The organism is Mycobacterium sp. IDUB_3, from assembly GCF_055419585.1.
Genome location: NZ_JBVAXZ010000002.1, coordinates 345,559 through 362,337, shown reverse-complemented (window position 1 = coordinate 362,337; position 16,779 = coordinate 345,559). Strand labels below are relative to the sequence as shown.

General features: G+C 67.5%; 17 protein-coding genes. 13 read left to right on the top strand and 4 right to left on the bottom strand.

Going from position 1 to position 16,779, the window contains the following annotated elements; all coding sequences use genetic code 11:
* Positions 1-11: 11 nt before the first annotated feature.
* From ACZYVJ_RS22595 to mqo, 3 genes are read right to left on the bottom strand one after another with little or no spacing between them, the layout of a single operon-like run.
* Positions 12-1,853 (bottom strand): magnesium chelatase subunit D family protein, encoded by a 1,842-nt coding sequence (locus tag ACZYVJ_RS22595; RefSeq protein WP_463833399.1) that lies wholly within the window; start codon positions 1,851-1,853, stop codon positions 12-14.
* On the bottom strand, positions 1,850-2,320 hold the full coding sequence (locus ACZYVJ_RS22590; protein ID WP_248606634.1) for a GNAT family N-acetyltransferase: 471 nt from the start codon (positions 2,318-2,320) through the stop codon (positions 1,850-1,852). Before ACZYVJ_RS22590 ends, ACZYVJ_RS22595 begins: the two co-directional genes overlap by 4 nt.
* The gene (gene mqo, locus ACZYVJ_RS22585; RefSeq protein WP_463833398.1) at positions 2,317-3,819 is read right to left on the bottom strand and encodes a malate dehydrogenase (quinone); all 1,503 of its coding nucleotides are present in this window, start codon (positions 3,817-3,819) and stop codon (positions 2,317-2,319) included. The genes ACZYVJ_RS22590 and mqo overlap by 4 nt, the downstream gene beginning before the upstream one ends.
* A 147-nt stretch (positions 3,820-3,966) precedes the next feature.
* On the opposite strand from mqo, the gene ACZYVJ_RS22580 reads away from it, so the two are divergent.
* Both ACZYVJ_RS22580 and mtr read left to right on the top strand, forming a co-directional pair.
* Entirely contained in the window at positions 3,967-4,983 is a 1,017-nt protein-coding gene (locus ACZYVJ_RS22580; RefSeq protein ID WP_463833832.1) for an alpha/beta hydrolase, read from the top strand.
* Between the two features lie 4 nt (positions 4,984-4,987).
* Positions 4,988-6,367: a mycothione reductase gene (gene mtr, locus ACZYVJ_RS22575; RefSeq protein ID WP_463833397.1), complete on the top strand. Its 1,380-nt coding sequence runs from the start codon at positions 4,988-4,990 to the stop codon at positions 6,365-6,367.
* 2 nt (positions 6,368-6,369) lie between these two features.
* On the opposite strand, the gene ACZYVJ_RS22570 is transcribed toward mtr, so the two are convergent.
* The gene (locus ACZYVJ_RS22570; protein ID WP_463833396.1) at positions 6,370-6,861 is read right to left on the bottom strand and encodes a Fur family transcriptional regulator; all 492 of its coding nucleotides are present in this window, start codon (positions 6,859-6,861) and stop codon (positions 6,370-6,372) included.
* 159 nt (positions 6,862-7,020) lie between these two features.
* Here ACZYVJ_RS22570 and nicT point away from each other — a divergent pair, with 159 nt between their 5' ends.
* From nicT to ACZYVJ_RS22515, 11 genes are all read left to right on the top strand, one after another.
* On the top strand, positions 7,021-8,133 hold the full coding sequence (gene nicT, locus ACZYVJ_RS22565; protein ID WP_463833395.1) for a Nickel transporter NicT: 1,113 nt from the start codon (positions 7,021-7,023) through the stop codon (positions 8,131-8,133).
* Between the two features lie 102 nt (positions 8,134-8,235).
* Positions 8,236-8,571 (top strand): hydrogenase maturation nickel metallochaperone HypA, encoded by a 336-nt coding sequence (locus ACZYVJ_RS22560; protein ID WP_463833394.1) that lies wholly within the window; start codon positions 8,236-8,238, stop codon positions 8,569-8,571.
* A 12-nt stretch (positions 8,572-8,583) separates the two neighbouring features.
* Positions 8,584-9,363, top strand: coding sequence for a hydrogenase nickel incorporation protein HypB (gene hypB / locus ACZYVJ_RS22555; RefSeq protein WP_463833393.1), 780 nt, complete (start codon positions 8,584-8,586; stop codon positions 9,361-9,363).
* 258 nt (positions 9,364-9,621) lie between these two features.
* Positions 9,622-10,677: an NADH-quinone oxidoreductase subunit B family protein gene (locus ACZYVJ_RS22550; protein ID WP_463833392.1), complete on the top strand. Its 1,056-nt coding sequence runs from the start codon at positions 9,622-9,624 to the stop codon at positions 10,675-10,677.
* A gap of 103 nt (positions 10,678-10,780) precedes the next feature.
* Entirely contained in the window at positions 10,781-12,580 is a 1,800-nt protein-coding gene (locus tag ACZYVJ_RS22545; protein WP_463833391.1) for a nickel-dependent hydrogenase large subunit, read from the top strand.
* A 3-nt stretch (positions 12,581-12,583) separates the two neighbouring features.
* The gene (locus ACZYVJ_RS22540) at positions 12,584-13,498 is read left to right on the top strand and encodes a NifU family protein (RefSeq protein ID WP_463833390.1); all 915 of its coding nucleotides are present in this window, start codon (positions 12,584-12,586) and stop codon (positions 13,496-13,498) included.
* Complete coding sequence (locus ACZYVJ_RS22535) at positions 13,495-14,139, top strand: DUF5947 family protein (protein WP_463833389.1); 645 nt, start codon at positions 13,495-13,497, stop codon at positions 14,137-14,139. Before ACZYVJ_RS22540 ends, ACZYVJ_RS22535 begins: the two co-directional genes overlap by 4 nt.
* The gene (locus ACZYVJ_RS22530) at positions 14,136-14,795 is read left to right on the top strand and encodes a DUF6084 family protein (protein WP_463833388.1); all 660 of its coding nucleotides are present in this window, start codon (positions 14,136-14,138) and stop codon (positions 14,793-14,795) included. The genes ACZYVJ_RS22535 and ACZYVJ_RS22530 overlap by 4 nt, the downstream gene beginning before the upstream one ends.
* Entirely contained in the window at positions 14,792-16,132 is a 1,341-nt protein-coding gene (locus tag ACZYVJ_RS22525) for a hypothetical protein (protein WP_463833387.1), read from the top strand. The genes ACZYVJ_RS22530 and ACZYVJ_RS22525 overlap by 4 nt, the downstream gene beginning before the upstream one ends.
* Positions 16,133-16,144: 12 nt before the next feature.
* Complete coding sequence (locus tag ACZYVJ_RS22520; RefSeq protein WP_463833386.1) at positions 16,145-16,264, top strand: DUF6893 family small protein; 120 nt, start codon at positions 16,145-16,147, stop codon at positions 16,262-16,264.
* 17 nt (positions 16,265-16,281) lie between these two features.
* Positions 16,282-16,779 carry a hydrogenase maturation protease gene (locus ACZYVJ_RS22515; protein WP_463833385.1) on the top strand — a complete coding sequence of 166 codons (498 nt, stop codon included), beginning with the start codon at positions 16,282-16,284 and terminating at the stop codon, positions 16,777-16,779.

Sequence of the window (16,779 nt, the reverse complement as noted above, 5' to 3'; positions counted from 1 at the left end):
ACCCTTTCCGCTCAGGCCGCGTCGCGCACCGCACGCGTCAGGGAATCCGCGTGCAGCTGCTCGAGCCGGATCGCCGGGGCGCCGAGGTGGCGGGCTAGCTGCTCGGCCAGGCCCAGCCGCACTAAGGACGTTTCGCAGTCGACGACCACCGCGGCGGCACCCTCGGCGACCAGCCGGGCCGCCGCGGTTCGAGTGCGGCCCAACGGATCCGGGCCGGCGGTCGCCCGGCCGTCGGTCAGCACCACCACCAGCGACCGCCGCGCCCGGTCACGCGCCTTCTCCCGCACGATGAGTTCACGCGCCGCCAGCAGGCCTTCGGCCAGCGGGGTCTTGCCGCCGGTGTCGAAGCGGGCCAGCCGCCGACCGGCGATGTGCGCCGACGACGTCGGCGGCAACAACAACCGCGCCTTGTGCTGCCGGAACGTGATCACGGCGACCTTGTCGCGCCGCTGATATGCGTCGCGCAGCAGCGACAGCGCGGCACCGCTGACCGCGGACATGCGATCGCGTGCGGCCATCGAACCCGACGCGTCCACCACGAAGATCACCAGATTGCCCTCGCGCCCCTCGCGCACGGCGCGGCGCACGTCCTCGGGCTGCGGCCGCAACGGCCCGGCACCGGCGCGCTCGGCGGCCGACAGCAGGGTGGCGAACAGGTGCAGTCCGTGCCCGGCCCAACCCGCGTCGTCCGCGTCGGCGGCCGCGATGACGCTGCCGCTGGCGTTGCGGGCCCGCGAGCGCCGCCCTGGCGCGCCTTCCCCGACCCCCGGAACGCGCAGCGCGCGGGTGCGGAAGGTCTTCGCCGGCGGCGCGCTGGGCCTGGTCTTCGGCGCCTGCGGCGTGCCGCTTTCGGATGGATTATGTTGCGGTGCATCTTGTTCCGTTTGGCTGGACTCGCCACCGCCGGGTGGGTCGGGATCGGGGTCCGGATCCGAGCCGGCTCGCGCCAGGGCCTCGTCCAGCTGGTCACGGTCGATGCCCGGATCGTCGAACGGATCGCGGCGGCGGCGGTGCGGCAGCGCCAGTTCGGCGGCCACCCTGATGTCCTCTTCCTCGACGGTGTGCGCGCCGCGCCACGCGGCGTGCGCGACCGCGGTGCGGGCCACCACCAGATCGGCGCGCATGCCGTCGACGTCGAACGCCGCGCACAGCGCTGCGATCCGCCGTAATTCGTTGTCGGGCAACACCACATCGTCGACCAGCGCGCGCGCCGTGGCGATTCGCCGGGCCAGCTCCGCGTCGGCGTCGGCATAGCGCTCGGCGAAACCATCCGGGTCCGCCTCGTAGGCCAGCCGCTGCCGGATGACCTGCACCCGCACGTCCACCTCGCGCGACGCGTGGACGTCGACGGTGAGCCCGAACCGGTCCAGCAGTTGCGGACGCAGTTCGCCCTCTTCGGGATTCATGGTGCCGATCAAAACGAACCGGGCCTCGTGCGAGTGCGAGATGCCGTCGCGTTCGATGTGCACCCGCCCCATTGCCGCGGCGTCGAGCAGCACATCGACCAGGTGATCGTGCAGCAGGTTGACCTCGTCGACGTAGAGCACACCGCCGTGCGCGCGGGCCAGCAGGCCCGGCGAGAACGCGTGCTCGCCGTCGCGCAACACCCGCTGCAGGTCCAGCGAGCCGATCACCCGGTCTTCGGTTGCCCCGAGCGGCATTTCGACCAGGCCGGCATCGCTGCCGGTGGCCTCGGAGAGCAACGCCGCAAGGCCGCGCACGGCCGTCGACTTGGCGGTGCCCTTCTCGCCGCGGATCAGCGCGCCGCCGATCTCCGGACGCACGGCACACAGCAGCAGGGCCAGGCGCAGCTGGTCGTGCCCGACGATGGCGCTGAACGGGTAGGGCTTCACGGCTTCGCCGCCAAACCCGACCCGGGCCGCAGCATGGGCACATGCGGAACGCCGTCGTCCAGGAAATCGTCGCCGTCGCGCACGAATCCGTGCTGGGCGTACATGTCCGCCAGATAGGTCTGCGCATTGATCCGGCACGGGTAGTCACCCACCTCGGCCAGCGCCGCGCGCAGCAAACGGGTCGTGTGCCCCTGGCCGCGCGCATTACGTTTGGTGCACAGCCGCCCGATCCGGAACACCTTCTCGCCCCCGGCGTGCTCCTCCATCAGCCGCAGCGTGGAAATCACCTCGCCGCCGGCCGTTTCCAGCCAGAAGTGCCGGGTCTCGGCGAGCAGGTCGCGTCCGTCCAGCTCCGGATACGGAATCGCCTGTTCGACGACGAACACCTCCACCCTGAGCTTGAGTAGCTCGTAGAGTGTCTGGGCGTCAAGGTCTTTGGCCCAAATACGTCGCAGTGCTTCTGTCACTGGCGGCGCCCCTCCTCATTGCTCAACCCCAAAACCTTCGTTCCCCAGGAAAAAACCTCGTCGTACAGCGCCGGCTCATCCGACAGCGTCGCCCCGAGCGACGGAACCATCTCCTTGAGCGCGGGCAGCCACGATGGAAAGCGGTTGGCAAAGCAGCGTTCCAGCACCCCGAGCATGATCGGCACCGCCGTCGACGCTCCCGGGGAGCCGCCGAGCAGCCCCGCGATGCTGCCATCGGCGGCCCCCACCACGGTGGTGTCGAAGTCGAGCACCCCGCCCGTGCGCTTGTCCCGCCGGATCACCTGGACGCGCTGACCGGCAACCGTCAGTTCCCAGTCCGAACCCGTTGCGGTGGGCGCGAATTCGCGCAGCATCCGTAGTCGGTCCGGGCCGGAGAGCCGCAGCTGGCCCAGCAGATACCGGAGCAGCCTCAGCTGGCTGACACCGACACCGAGCAGCGAGGCCAGGTTGTCCGGCCGCACCGAGCGGGGCAGATCGGTGACGTGGCCGTGTTTCAAGAACTTCGGTGACCAGCCGGCGTAGGGGCCGAACACCAGCCAAGGCTTGCCGTTGACGTAGCGCAGGTCCAGATGCAGCGCGCCCAGCGGCGGCGCCCCCGGCGCCGGAGCGCCGTAGACCTTGGCACGGTGGCCGGCGGTGAGCGCCGGATTGGCGGCGCGCAGGAACCGGCCGCCGATCGGGAATCCGGCGAAACCCCTGACCTCGCCGATGCCGGACTTCTGCAACAGCGGCAGTGCATCACCGCCGGCCCCGACGAAAACGAAGTTGGCGTTCAGACGGCGCTTTTCGCCGGTGCGCCGGTTGCGGATGGACAGCGCCCAGCCGCCGTCGGACCTGCGGGACAGGTTGCGCACCTCGTGGCCGAACAGGGCCGTCGCGCCACCGCGCACGCAAAACCCGACGAGCTGTCGCGTCAGGGCGCCGAAGTCGACATCCGTGCCGTGCGCGGCCCAGTTGAGCGCGGTCGGTTCGGAGAAGTCGCGCCCGGCCGCCATGAACGGCAACCGGCGGGCGAACTCGCCCGCGTCCTCGATCAATTCGATGCGGGCGAACAGCGGGTTGGGTGCCAGGGCCCGCTGCCGGCGGCGCAGATACTCGACGCCTTGCCCGCCTCGCACGAAGCTCGCGTGCGGGATCGCGGTGAGGAAGCGGCGATCGGTCAGGATCCCGGTCTCGACGGCGTAGGCCCAGAACTGGCGGGTCACCTGAAACTGCTCGTTGATGCGCACCGCTTTGCCGATGTCGATCGAACCGTCGGCGCGCTGCGGGGTGTAGTTCAGCTCGCACAGCGCCGAATGGCCGGTGCCCGCGTTGTTCCAGGGGCTGCTGCTCTCGGCGGCGACGGCGTCCAGACGCTCCACGAAGGTCATCGACCAGTCCGGCTGCAGCCAGCGCAGCAACGCTCCCAGCGTCGCGCTCATGATGCCCGCGCCCACCAGCACGACGTCCGTCGACGTGGTTCTGGCTAGCGATGACACCGGCTTGCTGGTCCTTCCCTCGACTGGGCCGATCCTCAGGTTATCCCGAGGCAAAGTGGCCGCGAACGACGTGCGCCGCCCGGTGCCCAGCAAAAGCTCTAAGCTGGCGTGGTGAAAGGCGCGGTGACTGGCAGGGTGACCGGCGAAGTGACCGGCTGGGTGCCTGACGTCCTCCCCGGTTACCAGCAGCGCACCATCGCGCTGGGGTCCGATCCCGCCGGTGAGGGCGACATCGTCGCGACGCTGATTCGGCGCGGACCCGAACCGCGCCAGGCGGGCCGCGAGACGGGCCACGCGGTGCTGGCGGTGCACGGCTACACCGACTACTTCTTCCACACCGAGCTGGCCGATCGGTTCGCGGCGCGCGGCTTGCGCTTCTACGCGCTGGACCTCCATAAGTGCGGCCGATCGCGGCGTGACGGCCAGACGCCGCACTTCATCACCGACCTCACCAACTACGAGGCCGAACTCGACCAGGCGCTGGCCGGCATCGCGGAACCCGGCAAGGTGTTGCTGTACGCCCATTCCGCGGGCGGTCTCATCGTGTCGCTGTGGCTGGACCGGTTGCGCCGGCGAAATCCGGCCGCGCACGCCCGCGTTGGCGGCCTGGTGCTCAACAGCCCGTTCCTGGAGCTGCCCGGCCCGCCCGTCTTGCGGCATTCCGTGACCGTGGCGCTGATCGCCGGCCTGTCCCGCGTGCGGTCCAAGGGCGTGGCCCGGTGGCCGGGAGAGGGCGGCTACGGCACCACCCTGCACCGCGACTACGACGGCGACTTCGACTACAACCTGCAGTGGAAACCCGTGGGCGGCTTCCCCATCACCTTCGGCTGGCTGCACGCCATCCGCCGCGGCCAGGCCCGGCTGCATCGCGGTCTCGACGTGGGCGTGCCGAATCTGATTCTGCGATCGGATCACAGCGTGCGCGAAAGCGCCGATTCCGCATCCATGCGGTACGGCGACGCGGTTCTCGACGTCACCCAGATCGCCCGCTGGGCCGGTTGCATCGGCAACCGCACCGCCGTGGTTCCGGTGGCCGACGCCAAGCACGACGTGTTCTTATCACTGCCGGGTCCGCGCGAAGTCGCCTATCGGGAACTGGATCTCTGGCTGGACGGCTACCTGCGCACCACCAATGACGCCTCGGCAGCGTTGCGAAAGGGGTGACGGCTTGGAGACCTACGACATCGCGATCATCGGAACCGGTTCGGGCAACAGCATTCTCGACGACCGTTTTGCCGATAAGCGGGTGGCGATCTGCGAGCAGGGCACCTTCGGCGGCACCTGCCTGAACGTCGGGTGCATCCCGACCAAGATGTTTGTCTACGCCGCCGGAGTCGCCGATTCGATCCGGACCGCGGCACGCTACGGCATCGACGCGCACATCGACCGGGTGCGCTGGGACGACATCGTCTCACGCGTCTTCGGGCGTATCGATCCGATCGGGGTCGGCGGTGAGGACTATCGCAGCGCCGCCCCCAATATCGACGTGTACAAGCAGCACATCCGATTCGGCCCGGTCCAGTCCGACGGCCGCTACCTGCTGCGCACCGACGCGGACGACGAGTTTTCGGCCGATCAGGTGGTGATCGCCGCGGGGGCCCGGGCCGTGGTGCCTCCGGCGATCCTGGAGTGCGGCGCCCGGTACCACACCAGCGACACGATCATGCGAATCCCGGAGTTACCAGAGCATCTGGTGATCGTCGGGGGTGGTTTCGTAGCGGCCGAATTCGCGCACATCTTCTCCGCGCTGGGCTCGCGGGTCACCCTGGTGGTTCGGGGCTCCACGCTGTTACGGCATCTCGACGACGTTGTCGGCGAACGCTTTACCCGCATCGCGGCGAACAAATGGGAACTGCACACCCATTGCAATGTCGTGGGCGCCGAGAACCAGGGGTCCGGCGTCGCGGTGCAACTCGACAACGGCCACACCATCAACGCCGACGCGCTGCTGGTGGCGACCGGGCGGGTGTCCAACGCCGATCAACTCGACCTCGAGCAGGCCGGTGTCGCAGTCGAGGACGACCTGGTGGCCGTCGACCAGTACCAGCGGACCACCGCGCGTGGGGTTTTCGCGCTCGGCGACGTCTCCTCGCGGTATCAGCTCAAGCACGTCGCCAACCACGAGGCCCGCGTCGTGCAGCACAACCTGCTCTGCGACTGGGACGACACCGAGGCGATGGCCGTCACGGACCATCGCTACGTGCCGTCGGCGGTCTTCACCGATCCGCAGATCGCCAGCGTCGGATTGACCGAAAACGAAGCCATCGCACAGGGTTTCAAGATATCGACCAAGATTCAGGATTACGGCGACGTCGCCTACGGCTGGGCGATGGAGGACACCACGGGCATCGTGAAACTCATCGCCGAGCGCGGCACCGGGCGCCTGCTGGGTGCGCACATCATGGGCCATCAGGCCTCGTCGATCATCCAGCCGTTGATCCAGGCAATGAGTTTCGGGCTCACCGCCGCGCAGATGGCCCGCGGGCAGTACTGGATCCACCCTGCGCTGCCCGAGGTGGTGGAGAACGCGCTACTGGGCCTGCGCTGACCTCAGCGCGGGCGCGGCCGCGCGGCGGCCTCGTCACCCTGACACTGCGGGCACAGGCCGTGCAGCGTCAGTCCGGCCGCCTCCGACAGCGTGAACGAACTGCCCGCCATCGCGTGTTCGAGCGCCGAACTCAGCTGGCGGGCGGGCACCTCGATGATGGTGGCGCACTTCGTACATACCGCATGATGGTGCGGCGCGGTGGCCAGACCGTAGGTCGTCACGCCGCCGTCGAGCGTCAACGCGTGCAACACCCCCTGATCGACCAGCGTCGTCACCGTGCGATAGACGGTCGCCACGTCGGGCGCGTGGGTGCCGGGCGGCAAGCATTCCCGCAGCCGCTTGTCGATCTCGGCGACCGGCAGGTGACCGTTGACGGGCTCGAGCACCGCCAGCACCTGGATTCGTGAGGCCATCCGCCGCAGCCCCCGTGCGCGCAGAAGATCGCCGATCCTCTCGGTGACCGACGCATCCAGTACCGACGGCTTGGGCGCCACCGGTTCAGTGTCGTCCCCACGCGGCCGGATCGCCAGTCTTCGGCGCGATCACGACACCTTAATTCCTGCGACTCACTTGCATCTGGCGAGGCGGGGTACTTACAGTCGTGCCGGTTGTTCTCAGCCGATACCGCAAGGACGCGCGCCGGAAGGACCCCAGTGGCCAGCACCGAGATCGACCGGCGGCCGTCACGGACGAGCAGGCTTCTCGGCGCCCTGACGCAGGCGGAGTGGTGGCGGCTGGCAGCGATGCTGGCGGTGATCGTCGCGCTGCACCTGCTCGGCTGGCTCACCATGATCCTCATCGTGGCGCCGGCCCAATACAGCTTGGGCGGCAAGGCGTTTGGTGTCGGCATCGGGTTGACGGCCTACACCCTGGGCATGCGGCACGCCTTCGACGCCGACCACATCGCCGCCATCGACAACACCACCCGCAAGCTGATGAACGACGGGCGGCGTCCGCTGGCCGTCGGCTTCTTCTTCTCGCTGGGCCACTCCACGGTGGTCTTCGGGCTGGCGCTGCTGCTGGCGTGCGGCGTGAAGGCGCTCGTCGGCCCGGTCGAAGACGACTCCTCGACGCTGCACCACTACACCGGCCTGATCGGCACCAGCGTCTCGGGTGTCTTCCTGTACGCGATCGCACTGCTCAACATCATCGTCCTGGTCGGCATCCTGCGGGTCTTCGCTCGGCTGCGCCGGGGCGAATACGATCCCGACGCCGACGCCGCCGAACTGGAGCGGCACCTGGACAACCGCGGACTGATGAACCGGTTGCTCGGCCGCGTCACGAAGTCGATCACCAAGTCCTGGCACTGCTATCCCGTCGGATTGCTGTTCGGACTCGGCTTCGACACCGCCACCGAGATCGCGCTGCTGGTGCTGGCCGGCACCAGCGCCGCCGCCGGGTTGCCCTGGTACGCCATCATGTGCCTGCCGGTGCTGTTCACCGCCGGCATGTGCCTGCTGGACACCATCGACGGCTCGTTCATGAATTTCGCCTACGGCTGGGCCTTTTCCAACCCGGTGCGCAAGATCTACTACAACATCACCATCACCGCGCTGTCGGTCGCGGTCGCGCTGCTGATCGGCAGTATCGAACTCCTCGTCCTGTTCGCCGACCAACTAGGTTGGCGGGGCGCATTCTGGAGCTGGATCGGCGGGCTGGACCTGAACACGATCGGCTACGTCGTCGTCGGCATGTTCGTCGTCACGTGGGCGGTGGCCCTGCTCGTCTGGCGGTATGGGCGCATCGAAGAGAAGTGGACCTCCTGAGCCGAGCGGCCCGAGGCTGACCGCGATCCGCCGTTCGGGTGTAGAACAGTGCTCATGGGCTTTGCGGCCTGCGCCCAGCTCGCGGATCGGCGGTGATCGGCGGTGCATGAGCTGTCGCTGTGCGAAGCGATCGCCGACGTGGTCAAGGATCACGCCGACGGCCGGCACGTGGACGTGGTGCGGGTGCGGGTGGGTGCGCTCCGGCAGGTGGTGCCCGAGTCGCTGTCCTTCTGCTGGACGCTCGTCCGCGACGCCGAGGACATGCCGGACGCCGAGCTGGAACTCGAATGCGTCGGCGCCGAGGTTCGCTGCCGTGCGTGCGGCGGGCAATCCGAGATCACCTCGGCGTGGTCGATCTGGTGTCCGGAGTGCGACAGTTCCGACGTCGAGGTGCTGCACGGCAACGAATTCTTGGTGACGTCATTGGATGTCTCATGAAAGGCGTTGGCGATGGGTAGATTTCATCGGCACGACGACGGAACCGTGCACACCCACCCCCACGATCACCTTCCGCACGATCACGATCACGACCACGGCGATCACAGCCGCTATCGGACCGGCAGCCAGCGCATCGACGTGCTGGAGGCGATCTTCGCCGAGAACGACCTGCTCGCCGACGCCAACCGGGTGGCCTTCGAGAGCAACGGGGTGCGCACCCTCAACCTGATGAGCTCGCCGGGATCGGGCAAGACCACCATCCTGCAGGCAACGCTCGACGAACTCGCCGGCGAGCTGGGGCTCGGGGTCATCGAGGGCGATATCGCCACCGACCTGGACGCGGCCAAGCTCAGCGGCCGCGGCGCCCAGGTATCGCTGCTGAATACCAGCAACGGATTTGGCGGCGAATGCCACCTCGACGCGCCGATGATCAACCGCGCACTGCCCGGGCTCGACCTTGCCGCGCTGGACCTGGTGATCATCGAGAACGTCGGCAATCTAGTCTGCCCGGCCGAGTTCGACGTCGGCGAGCACGCCAAGGCCATGGTGTATTCGGTGACCGAGGGCGAGGACAAGCCGCTGAAGTATCCGGTGATGTTCCGGTCGGTCGATGTGGTGCTGCTCAACAAGATCGACCTGGTGCCCCACCTCGACGTGGACGTGGACACGTACATCGCCCATGTCCGCAAAGTCAATGCGGCAGCGACGATTTTGCCGGTCAGTGCGCGCACGGGCGACGGAATGGCCGCGTGGTTCGGCTGGCTGCGTCGCTTCGCCGCGGACGGCGCCTGAATCGTCGCGGGCGCAAGTGCGATCTCCTGCGAGGCATTCGCAGGACGACCGCGCCGAAACGGTCGGCCGGACTCGACGAATCGCCCAAGCGCGCCATGGCTTTTCGGCACTATGCGACACGTGACTACTAGTCAGCGGTATCGGACCGTTGACAACGCTCGATAGCGGGAGTAGACCCAAAAAATAGCGCTGCGCAAGTGGGCCGACGGTCGACTCCGGTGGCGCAGGAGTCCCAGCCCGGCTCCGGAAAGCTGCAGCATGCCAACAGAAGCAGCAGTCAAGGCAGAACAAACATTGATCCATGTTCTATGGATCAACGCGGGCCTCAGTTGTGACGGTGATTCGGTGGCGTTGACTGCTGCCACCCAGCCCAGCGTCGAGGAGATCGCCCTGGGAGCCCTGCCCGGACTCCCCCAGGTAGCCGTGCACTGGCCCTTGATCGACTTCGAATGCGGACCCAACGGAGGCGCCGACGACTTCTTGGAGTGGTTCTTCAAGGCCGACCGCGGCGAGTTGGAACCCTTCGTGCTCGTGGTCGAGGGATCGATTCCGAACGAGAAGATCAAGGACGAGGGCTACTGGTGCGGCTTCGGCAACGACCCGGCCACCGGGCAGCCGATGACCACCAGCGAGTGGCTCGACCGGTTGGCGCCCAAGGCCACCGCCATCGTGGCGGTCGGGACCTGCGCCACCTACGGTGGAATCCACGCGATGGCCGGCAACCCGACGGGGGCGATGGGCGTACCGGACTATCTCGGCTGGGACTGGACGAGCAAGGCAGGCATTCCGATCGTGTGCGTGCCCGGCTGCCCGATCCAGCCCGACAACCTGTCGGAGACGCTGACCTACCTGCTCTACATGGCGACCGGTCAGGCACCGATGATCCCGCTCGATGACGCGCTGCGCCCGCAGTGGCTGTTCGGCAAGACCGTGCACGAGGGTTGCGACCGGGCCGGCTACTACGAGCAGGGCGACTTCGCCACCGAGTACGGGTCACCGAAATGCATTGTGAAGCTTGGCTGTTGGGGCCCTGTCGTGAAATGCAATGTGCCCAAGCGCGGATGGATCAACGGTGTCGGGGGTTGCCCCAACGTCGGTGGGATCTGCATCGGCTGCACGATGCCGGGGTTCCCGGACAAGTTCATGCCGTTCATGGACGAGCCGCCGGGCGGCAAGATCTCGAGCACCGCGTCGGGCTTGTACGGAGCCGTGATTCGCAGTTTGAGGGGTATCACGGAACGCACCGTCGACAAAGAGCCGCGGTGGCGCCACAACGGCGACCAACTCACCACCGGAGCCCGCCGCACCTGGTAGGTCACCTACCGGGTCGGCGCGCTCCTCACTCACATTCGTAGCCGAAGAGCCGTCGCCGCATCAGCCAACGCTGACAGCAGCCAAAGCGGGAAGAAGTAGCGCGATGACAACCATCACCCCCAAAGCCGACGAAGCCAAGCGGGAACCCGGCCAGTTGGTCGACATGGCCTGGGATCCCATCACCAGGATCGTGGGCAGCCTGGGCATCTACACCAAGATCGACTTCGAGAACAAAGAGGTCGTCGAGTGCCACAGCACCTCGTCGATCTTCCGCGGTTACTCGATCTTCATGAAGGGCAAGGATCCCCGCGACGCCCACTTCATCACCAGCCGCATCTGCGGCATATGCGGCGACAACCACGCCACCTGCTCGTGCTACACGCAGAATATGGCCTACGGCGTCAAGCCGCCGCATCTCGGTGAGTGGATCGTCAACCTCGGCGAGGCCGCGGAATACATGTTCGACCACAACATCTTCCAGGAGAACCTGGTCGGCGTTGACTTCTGCGAGAAGATGGTCTCCGAGACCAACCCGAGTGTGCTCTCGCTGGCCGAGAAGACGCCCGCCCCGCACGCGGACGCTCACGGGTACAAGACGATCGCGGACATCATGCGCTCGCTCAACCCGTTCAGCGGTGAGTTCTACCGCGAGGCGCTCGTGGTCAGCCGGTGGACGCGAGAGATGTTCTGCCTCATGGAGGGACGCCACGTGCACCCCTCCACGCTGTACCCCGGCGGAGTCGGCACGGTGGCGACCATCCAGCTGATGACCGACTACATGACCCGGTTGATGCGCTACGTCGAATTCATGAAGAAGGTCGTGCCGATGCACGACGACCTGTTCGACTTCTTCTACACCGCACTGCCCGGTTACGAGAAGGTCGGGCTGCGCCGTACCCTGCTGGGCTGCTGGGGCTCCTTCCAGGATCCCGAGGTGTGCAACTTCGAATACAAGGACATGGAGCGCTGGGGTAACGCGATGTTCGTCACCCCGGGCGTGGTGGTCGACGGCAAGCTGGTCACCCACTCGCTGGTGGACATCAACCTCGGAATCCGAATCCTTTTGGGCAGTTCATATTACGACGACTGGACCGACCAGGAGATGTTCGTCAAGACCGATCCGCTGGGCAACGCGGTGGACCGGCGCCACCCGTGGAACCAGCACACCAACCCGCACCCGCAGAAGCGGGACTTAGAGGGCGGCAAGTACAGCTGGGTGATGTCGCCGCGCTGGTTCGACGGCAAGGACCACCTGGCGCTGGACACCGGCGGCGGCCCGCTGGCCCGGCTGTGGTCGACCGCGCTGGCCGGCTTGGTCGACATCGGTTACGTCAAGGCGACCGGTTCGAGCGTGAAGATCAACCTGCCCAAGACGGCCCTGAAGGGACCGGTCGAGCTGGAGTGGAAGATCCCCACGTACGGCAGCAACACGCTCGAACGCGACCGGGCACGCACCTACTTCCAGGCCTACGCGGCGGCGTGCGCATTGCACTTCGCCGAGAAGGCACTCGAGGAGATTCGCGCCGGGCGCACCAAGACGTGGGAGAAGTTCAACGTGCCCGACGAGGCCATCGGATGCGGCTTCACCGAGGCGGTGCGTGGTGTGCTCAGCCACCACATGGTGATCCGGGACGGCAAGATCGCCAACTACCACCCGTACCCGCCGACTCCGTGGAATGCCAACCCGCGCGACAGCTTCGGCACACCCGGCCCGTACGAGGACGCGGTGCAGGGCCAGCCGATCTTCGAGGAGAACGGCCGGGACAACTTCAAGGGCATCGACGTCATGCGCACGGTGCGCAGCTTCGATCCGTGCCTGCCGTGTGGCGTGCACATGTACCTGGGGAAGGGCAAATCCCTGGACAGACTGCACACGCCGACCCAGTCGCCTGTCGGGGAGTGACACATGGCGGATCGCCCGGAGAAGTCCGCGAACGACGCGCAGTGGCGTGAGGCGGGCGATCGGATCCAGATACTGCTGGATTCCTGCGCAGCAAGTGGGACCGCCGCGTATGAGCGTGCGCAGCAACTGGTTCGCGAGGTAGTCGGGCTCTACGGCGCCGGACTGGAGCGGATCATGCGGATGGCCTGCGAACCCGAACCGGATGGGGGGCTGGTCGAGCGGCTGGCCACCGACGACCTGGTGGCCAGCCTGCTCCTGGTCCACGGCCTGCATCCGCACGACGTGCACCGCAGGGTTTCCGACGCGCTGGACCGGGTGCGGCCCTACCTGGGTTCGCACGGCGGAGACGTCGACCTGCTCGAGGTCGCCGGCGACACCGTGCGGCTGGCCTTCGCCGGCAGCTGCAAGAGCTGCCCGTCGTCGGCGGTGACGCTGGAACTGGCCGTGCAGGATGCGGTCCGGGCGGCCGCGCCGGAGATCTCCTCGATCGAGGTGGTGACGGCCGAGGCGACGACCGCTCCGGCGAGCGTGATTCCCGCGGAATCGCTGCTGGCGCATCTGCATTCGAACGGCCACGGGCCGACCGCCTGGCACCCGGCACCCGAGCTGGCCGAGTTGGCACCGGGCGAAGTCGCGGGATTCATGGTCGACCAGGCGACGGTGCTGGCCTGCCGGGTCGGCGACCAGACCTTCGCCTACCGGGATCACTGCCCGGTGTGTGACGACTCGCTGGCGGGTTCGCAGCTGAACGGTGCAATGCTGCGCTGTGCCGGCTGCCGCACGGATTTCGACGTCGTCGGTGCGGGAGCCGCGGTGCCCGATGGTCGGGCCGGCCATCTCGATCCGATTCCGCTGCTGACCCGCGACGGTGTGCTGTCGGTGGCGATGCGGGCCGACGTGTTGGGCGCGCCGGCATGAGCACCCCGTTCGATGTACTTGCCCGCATCAGGAGCGACCGTCGCGCCCCCGAGCCGGCTGGTGAGCGGTGCGAGATGTGCGCGGAATCGATCGCCGACGAGCACCAGCACGTGGTCAATGTGGCCGGCCGCCAGCTCATGTGCGTCTGCCGCGCCTGCTATCTGTTGTTCACCGATGACGAAGCCGACCTGCGTTACCGTGCGGTGCCGGAGCGGTATCTGTCGTTTCCCGACTTCGCGCTGGACCGCCTGGTGTGGGAGGCGCTGCAGATCCCTGTCGGGGTCGCCTTCTTCTTCACCAACTCCGCCCTCGGCCATACCGTCGCCTTCTACCCGGGACCGGCCGGTGCATGCGAATCCGAACTGGACATGGAGGCCTGGGACGCCATCCGCGGCGCCGATCCGCGGGTGAGCCTGCTGGCCGACGACGTGGAGGCGCTGCTCGTCCGGGTCGCCGACAGCGCCCAGGACGGCGAATTGTCGCAGCCACAAACCTATCTGGTGCCCATCGACGCCTGTTACGAATTCGTCGGACGCCTGCGCCTGGTGTGGCGCGGCTTCGACGGCGGCCAGCAGGCCCGCGAATTCATCGACGACTTCTTCGACCGGCTCGCCACCCGGGCCATAAAGACACCGCGATGAACGCCCCGCCGATGAACGTGAGCTTCGAGGTTCTGGACGTGACCGCCGAACCGTACAGCGTCAGCCCGCTACTCACCGCCCGCGTCGGCGTCACTGCCGGCGGCGACGACCCGGTGCACGCGATCGCCCTGCGGTGCCAGGTCCGCATCGAGCCGCTGCGCCGCACCTACTCCGACGACGAGGCGGCCGGGCTGATGGATTTGTTCGGCGGCCGCGAACGCTGGGCCAGCACCCAACGCACCTTCCTCTGGCAGCATTGCACCGCGATGGTGCCGGGCTTCATTGGGCACACGACCGCGACCCTGCCCCTGGATTGCACCTACGACTTCGAGGTCGCCGCCGCCAAATACCTGCACGCGCTGCGCGACGGGGCGGTGCCGCTGCAGTTCCTGTTCAGCGGAACGATTTTCGTCAACTCCGAGCGCGGGTTCTCGGTTCAGCAGGTGTCCTGGGACTGTGAGGACAACTACTCCATGCCGGTCACCGTCTGGCGCGACCTGATCGCACAGCACTATCCCAACAGCGGGTGGATTCGGCTGAGCCACGAGACCATCGCGGAACTGGCCCGCTACAAGTCGGCCCACGGAATGCTCGACTTCGACCACGCGGTCACCTCGCTGCTGGATGCCACCGTCGATCACGAGGTGACGCGATGACATCGAGCTGGGATCGGGCCCGCGCCGTCGCCGACGCGGTGCTCTACGAGGGCTATCTGCTCTACCCGTATCGAGGGACGTCGAGCAAGAACCAATCACGGTGGCAATTCGGTGTTTTGGGCCCGCCCGGCGCGGCCGAGGCCGGCCTGGGCGAAGACGACACGCTGTCCGCGGAGTTCCTGGTCGACGACGCCCGCGCGCTGACGCTGGTGGTGCGCTTCCTGCAGTTGCAGCACCGGCGGGCCGAACGGGCTACCGGCGACGGCGATTTCATTCCCGTCGACGAGCTCCACACCCCGGCCGGGTCGTGGCTGACCTGGGACGAAGCCGTGGAATGCGAGATCTCCTTCGGCCCCCTGGCGTTCGGCGACCAACCCTGGTCGCTGCCGGTGACGGTCGGCGCGGCAACCGAAATCGAAACCCTGGACGGCGGCCGGCTGGTTCGCGAACGACACGAGATACGCGGTGAACTGACCGTCACCAGCGAGCCCGACGGCGGCCTGCGGCGCGTCTCGGTGAAGGTCACCAACGCCGGTGCCGCCGTACACGCACATGACGATAAGAATTCAGTGATCGCGCGATCCATGATCGGAACCCACCTCATCGCCGAAGTGGTCGGCGGCCGGTTCATCTCGCTGCTCGAGCCACCTCAGGTCGCGACGGACGCGGTGTCCCGCTGCCGACGGCACCGCTGCTTCCCGGTCCTGGCCGGACCCCCGGGAACCGACGACATGCTGCTGATCTCACCGATCATCCTCTACGACCATCCCGAAGTCGCCGAACAGAGCGACACCGCCCTGTACGACTGCACGGAGATCGACGAGATCCTCACCCTGCGCGTGATGACCATGACCGACGACGAGAAGGCACAGGCCCGGGCCACCGACCCACGGGCCGCGCGAATCATCGACGAATGCGACGCCATGTCGGCCGAGGCCATGGCACGACTGCACGGCGTGCTGCGCGACCCGCACGCGCTCAATGTCCCCGCCGGCCTGGTGCCCGAGATCCCCGACGGCGTGGATTGGTGGGATCCACTGGCCGACAACGCCGTCCGGCCCGAGATCGACGCGGTGCTGGTCAACGGGGTCCGCATCGCGCGGGGCAGCATGGTCCGGCTGCGGCCGCGGCGCAACGCCGACGCGCAGGACATCTTCGTCGCAGGCAAGACCGCCCGCGTCACGTCGGTGCACGAGGACGTCGAGGGCAACAAGCACGTCGCCGTCGTCGTCGACGAGGACCCGGCCGCCGACCTGCACGACTGGTACGGCCGCTACCTCTACTTCTCCCCCGACGAAGTCGAACCGCTGCAATCGCAGCACAGCACAAATCCCTGAAGGGAGTTCACCATGGAAATCCTAGGTTGGATCTTCATCGCCATCGTCGCGCTGGTGGCCGCGATCGCGGTGGTGTTCGGCGCGATATCGGTGCCCGATGCCCGCCGGTATCTCAAGTTGAGGCGGATGTAACCGACGCGAGTGCAACCATGACGACGCGCATCCTGGTAGCCGGGATCGGCAACATTTTCCTGGGCGACGACGGGTTCGGCTCCGAAGTGGTCCGTAACGCCCAACTGCCCCAGGACGATCCGACGGTCCAGGTCATCGACTACGGAATCCGGGGCATGCACCTGGCCTACGACCTGCTCGAAGAGTGGGACACGCTGGTCCTGGTCGACGCCGTGCCAAGCCAGGGCAATCCCGGCACGTTGCACGTCTTTCAGGCCGACCACGGTTCGTCACCCGAGACGAACGGCCTCGACGGGCACAGCATGGATCCCGCCGCGGTCTTCGCCAGCCTGCGGGCGCTGGGCGGTCATCCGCCCTACACCGTGGTGGTCGGGTGCGAGGCGGGCAGCGTGCAGGAGGGCATCGGGCTGACCGAACCCGTCGCACAGGCCGTCCCGAGGGCGGCGCGGGCGGTCGAGGAGATCGTCGCGGCGTTGCACGGCGTCACACCCTCTGCGGCCGAAAAGGGGTGCTGA